The organism is Kiloniellales bacterium (genome assembly GCA_030064845.1).
GTDB lineage: Bacteria > Pseudomonadota > Alphaproteobacteria > Kiloniellales > JAKSDN01 > JASJEC01.
Map to the genome: position 1 here is coordinate 1 of JASJEC010000067.1, position 15,320 is coordinate 15,320.

17 protein-coding genes are annotated in these 15,320 nt (G+C 65.2%); 7 read left to right on the plus strand and 10 right to left on the minus strand.

Features of this window, described 5'->3' with window-relative positions:
- From QNJ67_18515 to QNJ67_18540, 6 genes are all read right to left on the minus strand, one after another.
- A partial coding sequence (locus QNJ67_18515; protein ID MDJ0610974.1) for a hypothetical protein occupies positions 1 to 428 on the minus strand: 428 nt, incomplete at its 3' end.
- A 23-nt stretch (positions 429 to 451) separates the two neighbouring features.
- Positions 452 to 1,672 (minus strand): right-handed parallel beta-helix repeat-containing protein, encoded by a 1,221-nt coding sequence (locus tag QNJ67_18520; protein ID MDJ0610975.1) that lies wholly within the window; start codon positions 1,670 to 1,672, stop codon positions 452 to 454.
- Between the two features lie 233 nt (positions 1,673 to 1,905).
- Positions 1,906 to 3,090 (minus strand): hypothetical protein, encoded by a 1,185-nt coding sequence (locus QNJ67_18525; GenBank protein MDJ0610976.1) that lies wholly within the window; start codon positions 3,088 to 3,090, stop codon positions 1,906 to 1,908.
- A gap of 368 nt (positions 3,091 to 3,458) precedes the next feature.
- The gene (locus tag QNJ67_18530) at positions 3,459 to 4,592 is read right to left on the minus strand and encodes a hypothetical protein (GenBank protein MDJ0610977.1); all 1,134 of its coding nucleotides are present in this window, start codon (positions 4,590 to 4,592) and stop codon (positions 3,459 to 3,461) included.
- 87 nt (positions 4,593 to 4,679) lie between these two features.
- Positions 4,680 to 5,840 carry a hypothetical protein gene (locus QNJ67_18535; protein ID MDJ0610978.1) on the minus strand — a complete coding sequence of 387 codons (1,161 nt, stop codon included), beginning with the start codon at positions 5,838 to 5,840 and terminating at the stop codon, positions 4,680 to 4,682.
- 62 nt (positions 5,841 to 5,902) lie between these two features.
- Positions 5,903 to 7,054 (minus strand): hypothetical protein, encoded by a 1,152-nt coding sequence (locus QNJ67_18540; protein ID MDJ0610979.1) that lies wholly within the window; start codon positions 7,052 to 7,054, stop codon positions 5,903 to 5,905.
- 186 nt (positions 7,055 to 7,240) lie between these two features.
- Between QNJ67_18540 and QNJ67_18545 the strand changes: the two genes are divergently transcribed.
- On the plus strand, positions 7,241 to 7,612 hold the full coding sequence (locus QNJ67_18545; protein ID MDJ0610980.1) for an MmcQ/YjbR family DNA-binding protein: 372 nt from the start codon (positions 7,241 to 7,243) through the stop codon (positions 7,610 to 7,612).
- 32 nt (positions 7,613 to 7,644) lie between these two features.
- Here QNJ67_18545 and QNJ67_18550 read toward each other — a convergent pair whose 3' ends face one another.
- On the minus strand, positions 7,645 to 7,824 hold the full coding sequence (locus QNJ67_18550; GenBank protein ID MDJ0610981.1) for a hypothetical protein: 180 nt from the start codon (positions 7,822 to 7,824) through the stop codon (positions 7,645 to 7,647).
- A 270-nt stretch (positions 7,825 to 8,094) separates the two neighbouring features.
- Positions 8,095 to 8,418 (minus strand): DUF1127 domain-containing protein, encoded by a 324-nt coding sequence (locus tag QNJ67_18555; GenBank protein ID MDJ0610982.1) that lies wholly within the window; start codon positions 8,416 to 8,418, stop codon positions 8,095 to 8,097.
- 195 nt (positions 8,419 to 8,613) lie between these two features.
- Here QNJ67_18555 and QNJ67_18560 point away from each other — a divergent pair, with 195 nt between their 5' ends.
- Together QNJ67_18560 and QNJ67_18565 are read left to right on the plus strand one after the other, a co-directional pair.
- Positions 8,614 to 9,525 carry a transcriptional regulator GcvA gene (locus QNJ67_18560; protein ID MDJ0610983.1) on the plus strand — a complete coding sequence of 304 codons (912 nt, stop codon included), beginning with the start codon at positions 8,614 to 8,616 and terminating at the stop codon, positions 9,523 to 9,525.
- Positions 9,526 to 9,609: 84 nt separating this feature from the next.
- Positions 9,610 to 10,440: a methyltransferase domain-containing protein gene (locus tag QNJ67_18565; protein MDJ0610984.1), complete on the plus strand. Its 831-nt coding sequence runs from the start codon at positions 9,610 to 9,612 to the stop codon at positions 10,438 to 10,440.
- A 4-nt stretch (positions 10,441 to 10,444) separates the two neighbouring features.
- Here QNJ67_18565 and QNJ67_18570 read toward each other — a convergent pair whose 3' ends face one another.
- Entirely contained in the window at positions 10,445 to 10,708 is a 264-nt protein-coding gene (locus tag QNJ67_18570; protein MDJ0610985.1) for a DUF6356 family protein, read from the minus strand.
- Positions 10,709 to 10,845: 137 nt separating this feature from the next.
- On the opposite strand from QNJ67_18570, the gene QNJ67_18575 reads away from it, so the two are divergent.
- The 3 genes from QNJ67_18575 to QNJ67_18585 all read left to right on the plus strand — a co-directional run bounded on the left by QNJ67_18575 (position 10,846) and on the right by QNJ67_18585 (position 12,745).
- Positions 10,846 to 11,307: an Lrp/AsnC family transcriptional regulator gene (locus QNJ67_18575; protein ID MDJ0610986.1), complete on the plus strand. Its 462-nt coding sequence runs from the start codon at positions 10,846 to 10,848 to the stop codon at positions 11,305 to 11,307.
- A gap of 192 nt (positions 11,308 to 11,499) precedes the next feature.
- Complete coding sequence (locus QNJ67_18580; protein ID MDJ0610987.1) at positions 11,500 to 11,784, plus strand: hypothetical protein; 285 nt, start codon at positions 11,500 to 11,502, stop codon at positions 11,782 to 11,784.
- 154 nt (positions 11,785 to 11,938) lie between these two features.
- A complete protein-coding gene (locus tag QNJ67_18585) occupies positions 11,939 to 12,745 on the plus strand; it encodes a TauD/TfdA family dioxygenase (GenBank protein MDJ0610988.1) in 807 nt (268 codons plus the stop codon).
- Positions 12,746 to 12,919: 174 nt separating this feature from the next.
- Here the strand turns inward: QNJ67_18585 and QNJ67_18590 are convergent, their stop codons facing one another.
- Positions 12,920 to 14,044 carry a zinc-dependent alcohol dehydrogenase family protein gene (locus tag QNJ67_18590; GenBank protein MDJ0610989.1) on the minus strand — a complete coding sequence of 375 codons (1,125 nt, stop codon included), beginning with the start codon at positions 14,042 to 14,044 and terminating at the stop codon, positions 12,920 to 12,922.
- A gap of 138 nt (positions 14,045 to 14,182) precedes the next feature.
- On the opposite strand from QNJ67_18590, the gene QNJ67_18595 reads away from it, so the two are divergent.
- Positions 14,183 to 15,313 carry an ABC transporter ATP-binding protein gene (locus QNJ67_18595; protein MDJ0610990.1) on the plus strand — a complete coding sequence of 377 codons (1,131 nt, stop codon included), beginning with the start codon at positions 14,183 to 14,185 and terminating at the stop codon, positions 15,311 to 15,313.
- Positions 15,314 to 15,320: the final 7 nt, after the last annotated feature.

Below are 15,320 nucleotides of genomic sequence, written 5' to 3' on the forward strand. Positions count from 1 at the left end.
ATGCCGTAGCCCTGGAACTGCTGGAAACCCGAATTGCCCGTGCTGCCGAGTGTCCGCAGGTCGTGCAGTTGGCAGGTGGTCGTATTCTCCAGGTCGACGGCGGCGCCGAAGTTGGCAACCGTGCCGTTCCGCACGGTGATGCCGTTGCGCGAGCCGCTTTGCGTTATCCCCTTGCCCGTGCCGTCCCCGATAACGGCATAGCCGTTCAGATCGAAGGTAATGTTGTCGGCCCCGAGAATGATGCAGCCGTCGAAATCGGCGAGGCCCGTGGCAAGTACGTTCTGGGTCAGGATGTAGGAACCGGGCTGCAAGATGGTGGTGCAAGCAGTGACCGGAACCCGGACCTCGGCCCTGGCGACTCCCAAGAGCGCCAAGGCTGAGACAAGGGCACTCGCGAGGCCCAGGCCGTATCTGATCGATGTCGGCATGTCTTGATCTCCCGTAGCCCGGCTCAGAAGCGGTTGTCCACGATGGTGCAGGTGTTGCAGGTGCTGACCTGGTTGCCGCTGGGGTTCGAACGCATCGTGTTGTTGGCCACCAGCAGGCCATCGTCGGTGACGCTGTAGTTGATGCCGCCGCCGCTGTTCCCCACCACGACGTTGTTGGTCACCGTGGAATCGGTCTTGTTGGCCTGACCGCCCTCGGAAGTGTTGATCCCGGCATTCGTGTTCTGACTGATCGCGTTGCTGGTGAGCAGGGTTCCCTGGGCCAGCACGACCCCGATGTTGCCGTTCCCCGACACGATGTTCTCGCTGACGATCGAGCCGCGGCCGACCTTGATGCCGTTGATGGAGCCGCCCTCGACCACGTTGCGGGAGACGATGTTGGCACCGCCGGTCCGGATGTTATCGTTGCCGCTGCCGGCGACGACGTTCTCGCTCACGCGGCAGCCGGTGCCGCTCAGGATTCCCACCCCGGCGTTGTTCAGCACGCGCAGGTCATCGACGATGCAGTCGGAGGCGTCCCTGACATCTACGCCCCGGTCAAAGTTCTCGATCGTCCCGTTGCGCACCGCCAGGCCCAGATGCCCGAGGCCGTCGTCGGCGACCCCATTGCCGGTGCCATCGCCGGACAACGTGAACCCGTTGAGGTCCAAGGTGACGAAATCGGCGGCCAGGATCAGGCAGTCGCCCGTGGCCGCCAGGTTCTGGGTCACCACGTAGGAGCCCGGCTGGTCTATCGTGCCGCAGGCGTTGACCGGGGTCCGGGACCCCGTCGGCGAGAGGGAGAAGGCGAGCTTGTCGGCGGTGACCGAGCCGGGCGCGATCTTGTCGCCGGTCACCGCCTGGTCGGCGATCTTGGCCGTGCTGACCGCGCTGTCCTTCAGTTTGTTCTGGCCGATCGCGTCGTCCTTGATCTTGTTCTGGCCGATCGCTCCGTCCTTGATCTTGCGGTCGCCGATCGCATTGTCCTTGATCTTGTTCTGACCGATGGCGTCGTCCTTGATCTTGTTCTGGCCGATTGCGCCGTCCTTCAGCTTGCGATCGCCGATCGAGAGGTCCTTCAGCTTCTGGTTCCCGATCGAGCCGTTGGCCAGATCGTTTGTCCCAACGCAGCCGGAGCAGACCACGTCGTCGGCCACCACCTGCGCGGCGGCCGGCCCGGCCCAAACAGAAACCAACAGCCCGCCGGCCAGCGCCAGCGCGCCCATTCCCCTGGCTTTGATCAACATCTGCTCGTCCTCCCTCTTTGCTATCTCTTGATCCAGTCAACCGCGTTGGCCCGCCCCGCAATGCCGGCCGGCTGGTCGAGTCTGGTTCGGCCGGGCGCGTCGGCTGACGCCCGGCGAGAGGAACCGGCTTAAACGCGGTCCGGCGCCACCGGCGGCGGCAGAGTCAACGCGCCGAGACCGGTTCGATAGCGCCCCGGACGATGCGCCGCTTCCGGCCCCGTCGGGCCGAAAGGTCACGGTATCGGATCGCAGTTGTCGTCCAGTGTGTTGAAGTTCTCGTCGTAGCTGCCGGAGCACCTGAAGGTTCCCGGCCCGCCGACGGCCACCAAGCCGCTGAGCTGGCTGGTCACCAGGTTCGCCGTAACGGCGCCCCCGCCCGCCAATGCTATGGCCCCGCCGTCGACACCCGAGAAGACCGAATTCCGGGCCGTCACCGTCGCGTTAAACAACTGGAGTCCAGAAGAGTTAGTACTAGCGGGACCTGCCGTGGCGACGACGTTGACCAGAACCGCATTCGGTCCTCCGGCAATATAGAGCCCGGCCGCGAAACTGCTCGCCCCGTCGGTTGTGTTGGCTTCCACGTTCGTGATGACTGTCGTACCGCTAAAGTTGAGAACGAGTAACGCATAGCCAACGGTGTTCGTTCCGGTAACCTCGGCGCGAACGTTGGTGACACGGGAGTCGGGTTGACCAACGTAGAGGGCAACTCGTTCATTCACGTTGCGCACCGAGAGATCCCGGAGTTCGGTGTTCCGGGCGTTGCGGATCACGCCGCCGCTGTTGGTGCCGGCCCTGCTCCCGGTGATCAGCGTTGTTTCGCGGCCGGAACCCGCGATATCGACGAAGGGCTTCATCTCCACGGAGGTCGTGCCACAGTCGTAAATCCCCGGCTCCAGCAGGATCAGGTAGCGGTTGTTCACATCGTTGTCGGTGATATCGGCCAGCACGGCGCGCAGCTCGTCGCAGTTGCCGACCTGGTCGGTCGGGAAATTGCGGACCACCAGGATGCGCCCGAAGACGGCGTCCACCGCCAAGTTGTCCGCGCTGACCGCGCCCGGCGCGATCTTGTCGCCAGTCACCGCGTCGTCCCTCAGCTTGTCCGTGGTGACGGCGCCGTCGATGATCTTGGGGGTGGTGATCGCGTTGACCCCGATCTTTCTCTGGCCGACCGCGCCGTCGAGGATCTTTCGGCTGGTGACCGCGTTGTCCTTCAGCTTCTTCTGGCCGACGGTGTTGTCCTTCAGCTTCCGGTCGCCGATCGAATCGTTGGCCAGCTTTCTGCTTCCGACCGAGCCGTTGGCCAAATCGTTGCTGTCCACGCAGCCCAAGCATTGCACGTCGTCGGCCACCACCTGCGCGGCGGCCGGCCCGGCCCACGCGAAGACCAACAGCCCGCCGGCCATCGCCAGCGCGCCCATTTCCCTAGTTTTGATAGACATCCCTGCCTCCTTTTTTGATTCTTTATCGTGGCGGCGAATGAAACACCGGTCCATCCACGAAGACTCGTCGCGACCCCAGGATCCGCTATGTGGGCGAACTCGAGCCTCGGATAGCGCATCGTGATCGCACCTTAATCTCATGCGCTTGGCAATTGCCGATCTGTGACAATTGCCACAGTGGCCGCGAGATCCTCGGCCGCTCGGCTCGAATCCCGGGGTGAATTCAACCCTGAGATGGATGGCGAGGCGGCCCACCGAGCCTTGAATTGCATTCTCGTCGGATCGCGTCGCTTCCAAGGCCGCCAGGTCTTAGACGGCCGACCTAGCCAGCTCGGTGGCCGAGCAATCTAGGGAATCGGGCTACAGTTGCTGTCCAGCAGGACGAAGTCGCGATTGTAGGCGTTCACGCAGGTCGCGACACCGCCGCTCAAGAGCGACACCGCTCCGTCCACCTGGCTCAGCACCAGATTGACGGCGCCCGATGCGCGTACCGCCTCGGTGCCCCCGCCCAGGAACCTGGATTGCCGGGCCGTAGTCACCGAAGCACCGATTTGCTGCAGTCCCCAGGCGTCGCTGCCGCCACCGGCGATCGCGTGGACATTGAAGAGCGTCGGCGTGCCGGAGGCCACGAAGACACCATTGGTGCTGAACGCGCTCGGTGCGCCCGCGTTGTCCGCCGACGTCAGGACGTTCGTTAGAACAGGAGTTCCAGCACCCACACGAATGCCGGTGGCGCCGCCCGCTGAGTTCTGCGCGACCGCGGTGAGGTCAGTGATCTTGACGTTCGTGTCTCCCGTGCTGACGGCGCTGACCGCGTTGTCGGGGCCGCCGATGTGCTCGACACGCATCCCGCGCAGCTCCGAGTCGTTCGCCCCTGTTACGACGCCCAGGCTGTTACTGTCGATCTGGCCCTTGACGGTCGTGATGCCTCTGCCCGACCCGGCGAGATCGACGAAAGGCTTCATCTGCACCGAGGTCGTGCCGCAGTCATAGGTCCCCGGCTCGAGCACCACCGTGTAGGGATTGCCGGCGTCGTTGTCGGTGATGTCGGCCAGCACGGCCAGCAGTTCATCACAGTTGCCGAGCGGGTCCGCCGGATCGTTGCGCACCACGAGGATGCGCCCGAAGACCGCGTCCGGGGCCAACTTGGCGGCGCTTACCGCGCCGTTCTGGATGTTTTCCGCAGCGACGGCGCCAAGCTTCAGCTTGCGTGCGCCGATCGCCCGGTCCTTGAACTTCCCCTGGACAATGGCGTCGTCCTTGATCTTGTTCTGGCCGATCGCGCCGTCCTTGATCTTGCGGTCGCCGACCGAGTTGTCCTGCAGCTTGCGATTGCCGATTGAACCGTTGGCCAAATCGCCGCTTTCCACACAGCCTGAACAGTCAAGGTCCGTCGCGGTCTGCGCGGCGGCGGGGCCGGCCCAAGCGGACACCGCCAGCGTGCAAGCTACCGCCATCGCACTTACGGCATTTCTTGCCATGGGCATTTCTCAATCCCCTCCCATTGCTCTAGCGGCATTCAACGCGCCAGGCCTGTAAAAGCGGTGTTGCTGCCCCGTGCCTTGTCTTCATGGCGGTGGTGTCCTCCCGCAGCCCGGCCCCATAAGAAAGAAGTTGGAGTCAGCCGTGGTCGCAATGCAGCGGAATGTCCCGAATCCCTTGGCCGAGAAATAGCCGAGCAGCTGGCTGCTCACGACGTTGATCCGATCGCCAGGAGATATGGAAAAGATCCCTTCGCTTACCCCTGTCATTGTCGAACTGCGCAGAGTCGCTGTCCCACCCTCTCCAATCAACAGGCCGTTGCTCGTGTCGACCGCCTGGCCTGCCAGGGAATCGACATGGATCATGTCGGCCCGTGCGCCGTCAAAAACCGTGACTCCCGCGGAAATGGAGTTTGCCGGCGACGCTGTTGCAACGACGTTCGTGAGGGTGGCCCTTGCCGAGGGACCGTCGATGACAATGGCAAAAGAGCCCTCGGCGCCCCTGGTCACGCTCTCGGCGCGCACGTCGGTAATCCTGAAACCGTCCTGGTCGTTGTAGATCGCGACGGCGTCGATCTTGTTGCGGACGACATTTCTGACAGACAGGCGGCGCAGTTCTGCGTTGCTGGCACCGCGCACGACACCGTCGATGAACTCGTCCGAACGCCGGCCCCTAATCAATGTCGTCGATCGTCCCGCGCCCTCGATATCGACGAAGGGTTTCATCTGCACCGGGCTGGCGCCGCAATCGTAGGTCCCAGGCTCGAGCAGGATTAGGTAAGTGCTTTCCGCATCGTTGTCGGTGATGCCGGCCAGCACGGCCAGCAGTTCTTCGCAGTTGCCGCCCGTGTCCGCCGGGTCGTTGCGCACCACCAGGATGCGCCCAAAGACCGCATCCTCGGTCAGTTTGGCGGCGCTCACGGCGCCGTCTTGAATGTTGCCGGTATCGACGGCGCCGAGCTTCAGCTCAAGCGTGCCGATCGCCCGATCCTTGATCTTCCTCTGGCCGATGGCGTCGTCCTTGATCTTGTTCTGGCCGATCGCGCCGTCCTTGATCTTGCGGTCGCCGACCGAGTTGTCTTGCAGTTTGCGACTGCCGATCGAGCCGCTGGCTAGCTCCTTGGTGTCGACACAACCGGAGCAGTCCAAGTCCGTCGCCGTCTGCGCCCCTGCAGGAATGGCCCAAGCGGACACCGCCAACCAAGCGGCAAGCGCAACGGTGTTCGTTTTCTGATTCCTGCCGAGCATTGAACTACCCCCTGAGAACAACATTTTCGCTTTGCCGGAGCTGTCTGCCCTTAATCCCTCGCTTAGGGAATTGCTTGGCATCCGCGGTTCAAAGGCGCGAAGTTGCCGTCGTAAGACCCCAAGCAGAGCGCGATGCCGTCGTCGAACACGGGCCCGTCCAGTTGCGATCCGATGATGTAGGCTTCGCCCTTTGGTCGCCTGCCCAGCACGTAGAGTGCATAGTCATCGCCTGTGAGAACGGAATCCCGTGCCGTTGCGACTCCGCTTGCCACGGCCAACCCTTCAGCAGTCCGATTGCCGACTCGCGTGGCTGAAGCCTTCACATTGATAAGGGTGGCGTTGGCATTCGTTGTATAGATCGCCCTCGCGTCTGCGAGGCCCTGTGGGCTGTGGGCCCTGGCCGTGACGTTCAACAAGGTGGGCGTGCCGCCTCTTATGGATATGGCGATACTTTGATTCTCGCCACTATCGAGTGCCTCGGCCGCGAGGTTCGACAGCCTGGCGTTTGTGTTTTCCGAGTGTATGGCCGACACGCGGCGAGCAGTGCCGATATTCCGCACTGTCAGGGATGTGAGTTCGGCGTTGCTCGCGGCCATCACCACGCCCAAGAAACTAGTCGTCTTGTTGACGGGATTCCCAATTACCTCGGTTGTGTCCTGGCCCGACCCGGCGAGATCGACAAAAGGCTTCATCTGGATCGATGTGGCACCGCAGTCATAGGTTCCCGGCTCGAGCACGACCGTGTAGCGGTTGTCGACGTCGTTGTCGGTGATGTCGGCCAGCACGGCCAGCAGTTCGTCGCAGTTCCCAAGCGGGTCCGCCGGGTCGTTGCGCACCACCAGGATGCGACCGAAGACCGCGTCCGGGGCCAGCTTGGCGGCGCTTACCGCGCCGTCCTGGATGTTCTCCGTGGCGACCGCCCCGAGCTTCAGCTTGCGTGCGCCGATCGCCCGGTCCTTGATCTTCCTCTGGCCGATCGCGTCGTCCTTGATCTTTTTCTGGCCGATGGCGCCGTCCTTGATCTTGCGGTCGCCGACCGAGTCGTCCTGCAGCTTGCGATTGCCGATCGAGCCGTTGGCCAGGTCGCCGCTGTCCACACAGCCCGAACAGTCCAGGTCAGTCGCGGTCTGTGCGCCGGCCGGGGCGGCCCAAGCGAAAACCCACACCGCGGCCGCCGCCGTGAGCGTCCGCAGAGTCCTAGCGCCAATCAACATCCATGCACCCCTCTCTGTCGCTTCGTGGGAATCGATGGGTAGCGAACCTTCAAAAATCATGGCGTGCGGGTCAAGACTGGACTTGGCGAAGCCCAGGCTTCGCCCGCCTGCATACGCGGGTATTCCTGGCTGGCCCTGGTTATGCTAGGGCGAAGCTGTATTTCTTGCCGCGCAGGAGTTCCCGCGATGACCCAGGAGGAATACAACGACTTCTGCCGCGCCCTGCCGGCGACCAGCCACGTGGTGCAGTGGGGCGGCTCCCATGTCTGGAAGGTCGGCGGCAAGGTCTTCGCCATCGGCGGCATGGCCGCCGGCGAGGCGACCTACACCTTCAAGACCAGCGAGCTGTCCTACGAGATCCTGAAGGCGCAGCCCGGCCTCAGGCCCGCGCCCTATCTGGCCTCGCGCGGCATGAAGTGGATCCAGCACTACGCCCGGCCGGGGCTCACGGACGAGGAATTGATGGGCTACCTGCGCGAATCCCACCGCATCGTCTCGCTCGGTCTCTCCAGGAAGAAGCGGCGCGAGCTCGGGCTCGAAGAGGCCAAACCGTCGTGACCGCTACTCGGCCGATTTGAGCGGTAGCGGCTTTATACGAGCGCGGACCTCTCGGCGCCGCTCACCGGCGGCAGCTCGCGTTCCGTCTCGGTGTCGTCGGTCCTGGCGACCTCCGCCGCTCCCTGTCCGCGATATCGGAGGCTCCGCGTCGTCATGGCATCGGCCATGAGCAGGCGCAACAAGGCTTCGCAGCCGAGAAAGCGCACGATCATGCCGGAGCTCCAATGGGGCGACAGCGGGCAACGACTGCCTGGCTTCTGTCAGAACAACTCATCTCTATGTCCCCCATGAGGTTGGATAGAAAATGCGAACGATTCGCAATTACAAGCTTAGGCAGGTGCCGGGCCAATTTGCAATTAAAAATCATTCTCAACAGGTCGATCTTTTGGAGTGGTAGCTCCCATAAAGGGAACGCCCCGGCGCGGGGTCCCGCCGGGGCGTTCATCGGCAGCCGACAGGGAGAACGGCTGGCTCTGCAGGGGTTACGTGCGGACGGCTGAGAAGGGGTCGGCGTCCCGCCGGTCGAGCGCCGCATCCACGACGTCGACGATCTGGCTGCGGTGGACCCCGATGTCGCTCAGGATCCGGTCGTCGAGCGCGCGCAACTCGCGGATCGCCTCGCGCCGCTGGCCGCGCCGCTCGATCGCGTGCATCGCGCGACCGAACCGCTCGCCGACAACGGCCAGGGCATCGACCGCCACCAGGGTCAGGCGCGGCAGCAGAAAGTCGCCGGCCTTGTCGGGCGAATAGGGCGCGTTGGTCAGCGGACTGCGGACCAGCATCATGTTGGCCAGGGTCCTCGTCATGGTTCTCTCCTTTCGGTCTCGGGCCTCGGGGCCGCTCGGCGCAACACGGGTTGACGTTTAGAAAAGCTGTCTTGTTGAGCCGGATCGCGTGCCGTTGAAGTTCTCTCTTGGTCAATAATTTCGCGATTTACCGCGCCATTTACAAACGAGGTTTTCTTCTCCTATAGATGAGAAAAATTATCTCATGAGGAAGAGATGCGCCGTCTTCCACCGCTCAACGCCCTGCGCGCTTTCGAGGCCGCGGCCCGCCACCTGAGCTTTGCCAAGGCGGCCGAGGAGCTGAACGTGACGCCGGCGGCGATCAGCCACCAGGTCAAGGCCCTGGAAGACTATTGCCAGGTCAAGCTGTTCCGCCGCCTGACCCGGGCGCTACTCTTGACCGATGCCGGCCAGGCCGCCCTGCCGGGCCTGCGCGAGGGCTTCGACCGACTGGCCGAGGCCGCCGAGCGCCTGCAGAGCGCGCGGCCCAGCAACGTGCTGACGATCAGCGTGGCGCCGTCGTTCGGGGCCAAGTGGCTGGTCCCGCGGCTCGACCGCTTCCGCGCCCGTCATCCCGAGTACGAGGTGCGCATCGACGCCACGGACCACACCGTCGATTTCTCGCGCGAAGCGGCCGATCTCGGGTTGCGCTACGGCCGCGGAAGCTATCCGGGCCTGCGCGCCGATGCACTCTTGACCGAGGTGTCCACGCCGGTCTGCAGCCCCCGGCTGCTCGAGGGGCCGCACGCCCTACGGGCTCCGGAGGACCTGCACCATCATACGCTGCTCCACGTCTCCTGGCAGACCGAGGACGACTCGGCACCGAACTGGCGCATGTGGCTGCTGGCGGCGGGTGTCCGGGACATCGACCCGACGCGGGGATTGACCTTCAACCAGGAGACCTTGGCGATCCAGGCGGCGATCGAAGGGCAGGGCGTCGCTCTGACCGGCAGTGTCTTGGCCGGGGACGATCTGGCCGCCGGACGCCTGGTCCGGCCGTTCGAGCTCAGCCTCTGCGACCCGGTCGACTTCGGCTACTACATCGTTAGTCCCGAGGAGACCGCCGATCACCCGAAGGTTGCCGCGTTCCGCAGCTGGATCCTCGACGAGACCGAAGTCGCAGGCTGAGCGCGGGTTCCGGCGCCGTGCCGGCCTTTCCTTCCTCGCGGTGATCCATCAAGCTGGCCGGGACGCGACCGAAGGAGAGGCGCCATGGCGAACGACCGCGCGGCCGGCGGTCCGGCCGACACCAAGTCGTTCTACGACAATGCTCTGCGCGAGGCGCTGGAACGCATCGGCGGCGAGTACCATCACCTCGCCCTCTTCACCGGCGAAGCGGACGACAGCTTCGATGCCGCCAAGGCGCGCTCGACCGAGACCATGGCGGCGGGCCTGTCCCTCGGTCCCGAGGCGCGGGTCCTCGAGGTCGCCTGCGGGGTCGGCGCGGCCTCTCGTTACCTCGCCGCCCGGTTCGGCTGCCGGGTGGAGGCCACCAACATTTCCGAACAGCAGCTGGCGCGGGCCCAGGAACTGACCGAGGCGGCGGGCCTGGCCGACCGGGTGGGTTTTGCCGAGGGCGACTTCCACGCCCTGGACTTCCCCGACGAAAGCTTCGACCTCTGGTGGTGCCAGGAGGCGCTGCTGCATTCGCCGGACAAGGAGAAGGTCTTGCGCGAGGCCTACCGCGTGCTGCGGCCGGGCGGCTGGGCCGTGTTGTCCGACGTGACCGTGCCCGCCCTGGTGCCGGACGAGGACCGCCGAGGGATCTACGCGCGGGTGCAGACCGACGTGATGTGGGACCCCCTGGAGCATCTGGCCGCGCTGACCCGCTGCGGCTTCAAGGTCCGCGGGTTTCACGACTGGTCGGCCCACGTGGCGCCGAGCTACGACCAGACCAGGGCCCAGATCGCGGCGCACAAGGACGAACTCTTGGCGGTCGCCGAGCGCGACGCGGTGGAGCGCGTGCTCGACGAGCTGGCGCTCTGGGTCGATTCGGCCAGGGCCGGCAAGATCGGCTGGGTCTGCTTCCAGGCGCAGAAGTAGCCGATCAGGCCCGCCGCAGCCCCGGCTCCGCCGGGGCCGCCGAAGCGGCCGCGGCCGTGTTGCGCACCCTCTTGGCGACCATGCTTTCGTGCAGTTCCGTGATGATCCGGCTGCCGGTCTTGACGAAGAGAAACGGCAGGACCGCATGGACCGCGCAGGCCAGGGCGGCCAGCACCAGCCTGATCGCGAAGCCGCCGGCGACGGCCATGTGCTCCCAGTAGGTCTCGTTGACGGTGCCGGGGTGCTCGGTGAAGAGGCGATGCAGCATGGTCGGGGTCTTTCTCGTCCGGAATGATGGGGAAAGCTAACACGCGTGGGCGGGAAAAAGTTTGCTTAATTGCCTACCATTAAGCCTATATGTAGAAGAAAATTCTAAGAATTATTAGTTCACAGGGATACACATCCATGGATGCCTTCGACCGTAAAATACTCGCCTGCCTGCAGGCTGACGCGACCCTGTCGATCGCCGAGATCGCCGAGCGGGTCGGGCTTTCGCCCACACCCTGCTGGCGGCGTATCCAGAACCTGGAGAAGGCGGGCGTCATCCGGGCCCGCGTGGCTCTGCTCGATCCCGAGAGGCTGAACGTCGGCGTCACGGTCTTTGTCCGGGTCAAGACACGGGAGCACAACTATGAGTGGCTGGAGGCCTTCGCCGCCGCGATCGCCGAGATCCCGGAGGTGGTCGAGTTCTATCGCATGAGCGGCGATATCGACTACCTGCTGCGCGTCGTCGTATCGGATATCGCCGCCTACGACGCGGTCTACAAGCGCCTGATCTCCAGTGCCTCCCTGACCGACGTCAGTTCCAACTTCGCCATGGAGCAGATCAAGTACACGACGGCCCTGCCGCTCGACTACGTTGGGTGAGGGCGTTGCCGCACCATACGGGCGAAATTTTATTATGATGAATAGGAATAAACCCTCAAATTTTATTATGGTTTTACTTTCATGCCCTAGTTTTCACACAAACAATTCTGGTTGATTGGCAAGAATGTTCGCAAGTTCAATCCGGACATTTCTGCACGATCGGCCGACCCGTGAGGAGGGCGTGGGGGACTTATGATGGTATCTGGCGCAAGAAATCTTGAGATCACCGAAGCGGGCCGGATCGTGGCGCGCAAGTTGATCGAAGTCTTTGAACGCGAGGGCGGCGAGGTCACACCCTGGTCCGTCCGCTGGCTGCGCGAACAGGTGATCAAGCTGTCGATGGATCTCGACCGCGAGACCATCGAGGAGGGGCGGCAGTCCAACTACAGCGGCGCCAAGCCGACCGCATCGCTCTTCCTGGTCGGCGTCGCCGAGGCCTTGGACAGCTACTACGAGCCCGCCCGGGACGAGGGCTGAACAGCCTCGGGCACTGCCCCGCCATCGCCACGGGCCTATCGCCCAACTCCCAAAGTCCGCTAAGCTCTCGAGGTTCGGTCGGCGCGCGAATCACGGCCGCCGCGGGTTTCGAGGGGTAAGAGCCATGCCAGAACGCTCCATGGAGGTATGTCCCATGGCGGGCGCGCTCGGCGCCGAGATCTCGGGCGTGTCCCTGAACCAGCCCCTCGCCGACGAGGAATTCCGGGCCCTGCATCGGGCCTTTCTCGACCACGGCGTCATCGTGTTCCGCGAACAGGATCTCACCCCTGACCAGCAGCTCGCCTTCGCCCGCCGTTTCGGGCCGGTCGTGGCGAACAAGTTCTTTCCCCGGGTCGAGGGCCATCCCGAGGTGGCCAGGGTGCTGAAGGAGGAGGGGGACACCCGTAACGTGGGCGGCGCCTGGCACTCCGATCACAGCTACGACGAGGAACCGGCGCTCGGCTCGCTGCTCTACGCCCTCGAGACGCCCGAGTCTGGCGGCGACACCCTGTTCGCCAGCATGAGCCGGGCCTTCGCGGCGCTGTCAGACGGCATGAAGGCCATGCTGCGCGACCTTAGGGCGATCCACAGCGCTGCCCACGTCTTCGGGCCGGGGGCCGAGGCCGGCGAGAGATCGGGCTTCCGTCTGTCGGAGGCGGCCTACGGCGAAGTCGCCCACCCGGTGGTCCGGACCCATCCCGAGACCGGCAGGGAGGGGCTCTTCGTCAATCCCGTGTTCACGCTGCGCTTCGAGGGCATGACGGCGGAGGAGAGCCGGCCGCTGCTCGCTTTCCTTTACGGCCACGCGACGCGGCCCGAGTTCACCTGCCGCCTGCGCTGGGCGCCCGGTTCGCTCGCGCTCTGGGACAACCGGGCGGTCATGCACCTGGCGGTCAACGACTACCACGGCCGGCGCCGCCTCATGCACCGGGTCACGATCGCCGGCGACCGGCCCTATTGACCGAGTTGGAATGTGTGAGGTACTGGCCCGCTGGATGCTGAAGGCGCCTGGAGCCCTTGATCACGGTCATCCTTCGACAAGCTCAGGATGAGGGTAAATGCTTGAAATACTTCCCCCTCACCCTGAGCCTGTCGAAGGGTGATGGTGCCGATTCAGCGCTTTTTCAGCATACTGCTAGAAGACGACCAGCTGACGGACCGTGCCGCCTTCGGCGAGGCGGTCGAAGGCCTCGTTGATCTCTTCCAGCGCGATGCGTTCGCTCATCAGGCGGTCGACCGGCAGGCGGCCCGCGCGGTAGAGCCCGATGTAGCGCGGCACGTCGCGCAGGGGCACGGCGCCCCCGATGTAGCTGCCCTTGACCGTGCGCTCCTCGGCCACCAGGCTCACGTGCTTCAGCGCGAAGTCGTGCGCCGGGTTGGACAGGCCGGCGCTGACCGTCGTGCCGCCGCGCCGGGTGACCCGGTAGGCGAGGTCCATCGCCTGCACCGAGCCGGCCATCTCGAAGGCGAAATCGACGCCGCCGCCGGTCAGCGCCCTGACCCGCTCCGCCGCGTCGGGCGCGCCCGCGTTCACCGCGTCCGTGGCGCCGAGCTGGCGGGCGAGCTGCATCTTCTCCTCCTTCAGGTCGATCGCCACCACCGGACCCGCACCGATCAGGACCGCGCCCAGCAGCGCGTTGAGGCCGACGCCGCCCAGGCCGATCACGGCCACCGACGCGCCGGGATGGACCCGGGCCGTGTTGAACACCGCGCCCACGCCGGTCAGAACCGCGCAGCCGAACAGGGCTGCCTCGTCGAGCGGCAGGCGCGGATCGATCTTGATCAACGACCGGCGGGACACGACGACCCGCTCGGAAAAGGCGGCGACGCCCATGTGGTGATTGACTGGCTGGCCGTTGCGCGCGAGACGCCGCGCGCCGGACAGCAGGGTGCCCGCCGCGTTGGCCGCCGCGCCCGGCTCGCAGAGCGCCGGCCTGCCCTCCATGCAGGGCGCGCAGTGCCCGCAGCTGGGCACGAAGACCATGACCACGGGATCGCCTTCCGCCAGGTCGTCCACCCCGGGCCCGGTGTCTGCCACCACGCCGGCCGCCTCGTGGCCCAGCGCCATGGGCGTCGGCCGCGGCCGGTCGCCGTTGATGACCGAGAGGTCGGAATGGCAGAGGCCGGCGGCCTTGACCTCGACCAGCACCTCGCCGGGGCCGGGCCCCTCGAGGTCCAGCTCCTCGACCGCGAGCGGGCGGCTCTTCGCGTAGGGGCGCGAAGCCCCGATTTCATGCAGGACGGCGGCTTTCGTCTTCATGGGATTGCTTATAGCAGATGAGCCGGCGAAGCGGCTTATGTACATCGAAACGGGAAACTCGCTAATCTGTCACCGGTCGGGGCTTTAAGACAAAGTGCTGCAAGCACGAAAAGCCGATCGAAGGGAGGACAGGGAGGCTTGGCGGCCGGCGAAGCCAAAGACACTGTGATCGAGTTCCGCGGCGTGACCAAGCGCTACGGCGAGGTCGTCGCGGCCGAGGGCTTGAACCTCCAGGTCGGCGCGGGCGAGTTCCTCTCGTTTCTGGGCCCCTCGGGCTGCGGCAAGACCACCTCGCTGCGCATGATCGCCGGCTTCGACCCGCCCAGCGAGGGCGAGGTTCTGCTGGACGGCAAGGTGGTGAACCAGATTCCGGCCTATCGCCGGCCGGTCAACATGGTGTTCCAGCACTACGCGCTCTTCCCCCACCTCGACGTCGCCGACAATGTCGCCTACGGCCTCAGGCAACGGGCGCCGAAGCCGCCCAAGGCTGAAGTCGCGCGCCGGGTCGACGAGATCCTCGATCTGGTCAGGCTCGGCGGCTACCAGAAACGCCGCATCTGGGAGATGTCGGGCGGGCAGCAGCAACGGGTCGCCCTGGCCCGCGCGCTGATCAACCGGCCCAAGGTCCTGCTGCTCGACGAGCCGCTGGCGGCGCTCGACCGGAAGCTCCGCCGCGAGATGCAGATCGAACTGCAGACCCTGCAGCGCAGCGTCGGCATCACCTTCATCCTGGTGACCCACGACCAGGAAGAGGCGCTTTCGATGAGCGACCGCGTATGCATCATGCGCGCGGGCCGGATCGTCCAGGTCGGCTCGCCGCGGGAGCTCTACGACCGGCCGCGGGACCGCTACGTCGCCGATTTCGTCGGCAAGTCGAATTTCTTCGAGGGCCGGGTCGCCGATGCCAAGGGCACGGAGCTCCGGATCGACCTCGACTGCGGCCGGTCGCTGTCCTCCAGCTGTCCGCACAACCCGACCGGCCTGGGCGTCGGCGACAAGGTCAGTGTCAGCGTCCGGCCCGAGCAGCTGGTCGTCGCGCGGGACCGCGGGCGCCTGCCGACCGACGGCGGGCTGGAGACCGCGGCCAAGGTCTTGAACCGCATTTTCCTGGGCGAGCACACGGAATATCTGCTGCGCGACGAGGCGCTCGGCGAGTTTCTCGTCCTCGCGCCGCGGCTCACGGAACTCAGCGAGCGGCCTCTGGATATCGGCGAGAGCATCCATGTGGCCTTCAGCCGGGAAAGCGCCCTGGTCCTGGGCGATGTCTGATGTTTGA